Below are 1,572 nucleotides of genomic sequence, written 5' to 3' on the forward strand. Positions count from 1 at the left end.
CTGGGCAGTCCTAAGTTCTTGATTGGATTTCTAGGCCGCCAAGTCAGGTGCACCAGCGCTGGGGCAGGAGTCTAGCTTAGCGGCGATGAATTTAGACAAAAGTAGAGTGGGCGGACTGTTGGGAAAAAGCCCTTGGGCGTGACGTTGCAGTGCAAGTTGAGCAATCCGCTCACTCGGGTAGCCATGCTTCGGCAGAGTGCGAAACCACCGGGGGAAATGGGACCAGACTTGTGTGGGGAATTCGAGCGCCAGAACCTGGAGGAGCCCCAAGGCAATCGCATTGAGATTGATAAATCGCTCCAACGCCTCGACCTTAGCCAGGATTCGGGCTTGAACCGATTCTGGGTAGTCGGCCAAGTTGAGATTAGTCGGCCAGGTGGGAGCGGTTTTCATCGCCTTCACCCAAAAGCGATAGGCAAAGCCTCCCAACAGGTGAACCAGCGTGCGGAAGGTCACCTCAATTTTGAACCGCAAGCCATAGGCCGCAATCACCTCGGGGCCACTCAAGCCCAGATCACTCGAGAGTAGAATCAGCTGTTTTCCGTTTGGCAGTTGGGTGAGGACAAACAAGACCGGTGTCTTAGGGCTATCCCAATGAAACTCAAAGCACTGGTAATACACCGTTGTGAGTTGACCATACAGCCACACCTGAGCCTGGTGGCACTGGTCAATGGGGGCAAACAGGGTTTGCAGTTTCACCTTGCTGCCCCATTGGCGCGGACGCCCCCGCCCCTTAACGGTCGTGACTAGCGCAAAGGGTGCACGGGCTACAGTAGAACAGCGCACTCGGCTAATCAAATGCAGGGAATGGCGGCGGAACCGGTTTAAGACGGGAGCACAGGCAAAATAGGCATCCAAAACAACATAGCTCCCCCGCTCAGCGTAGGTCGTACACAGGTCGGCCATCTTGGTGACGAGGGTCGTCTTTTTCGCTTTAGACTTCACTTTGGTTGGAGGTGCTTGTGTCGTGAGGCCATCATGGAGTTGCAGGATGAGTGGCACGGCAAAGCAGGCCTGACCAGCACTGAGCAAGATACTGAGGGCATTGAAGTAGTGTCCTCGAATCCATTCTGGTTTACTGACATCCTCGGATTCTTGATGCAGACGCTTCACTCCAGGCATCTTACGGCCCTCTTTGGCCACCTTAATGCCATCTCCGACATACACCCGTTCCCCCTTGATCCGGTACCCGTTGGCATGCTGGCTCAGCCATTGCCCCCAGCGTTGGCAGAGCCCGTGGACACTAAACGCGCTGGACTCAAACCAATGCAACGCCTGCTGATAAACCGCCTCGCTCAAACCCAAGGCATTCACATAACTGGTCACTGCCGCCGGTTGAGTATTGAGCAGGATGCCCCACACCAGAAGGACGAACCACCCAAAGGTGGCCTCTCGGCTAAAGACTGGGCGGAGTTCCCCTAAAATTTGCTCAAGACGCTGGGATAGCTCCATAATATTGCTGGCTGAAACGTTCTATATCAGCCAGTTTCGGGCATGACGGGTCGTTTGACTTAACCCATGTCCGTTTTTCTTGGCGGCTCGTCACTGGACAGAGAACTTCCCACTGTCCAG

1 protein-coding gene is annotated in these 1,572 nt (G+C 54.9%); it reads right to left on the reverse strand.

The window, feature by feature from the left end; genetic code table 11:
* Nucleotides 1-30: 30 nt before the first annotated feature.
* Complete coding sequence (locus IQ254_RS31025; protein WP_193969983.1) at nucleotides 31-1,452, reverse strand: transposase; 1,422 nt, start codon at nucleotides 1,450-1,452, stop codon at nucleotides 31-33.
* Between the last annotated feature and the right edge of the window lie 120 nt (nucleotides 1,453-1,572).

The organism is Nodosilinea sp. LEGE 07088 (assembly GCF_015207395.1).
Taxonomy (GTDB): Bacteria; Cyanobacteriota; Cyanobacteriia; order Phormidesmidales; family Phormidesmidaceae; genus Nodosilinea.

Excerpts from the sequence above, each read along its gene's own strand:
- IQ254_RS31025 (WP_193969983.1), bottom strand. The coding sequence starts at position 1,452 with ATGGAGCTATCCCAGCGTCTTGAGCAAATTTTAGGGGAACTCCGCCCA.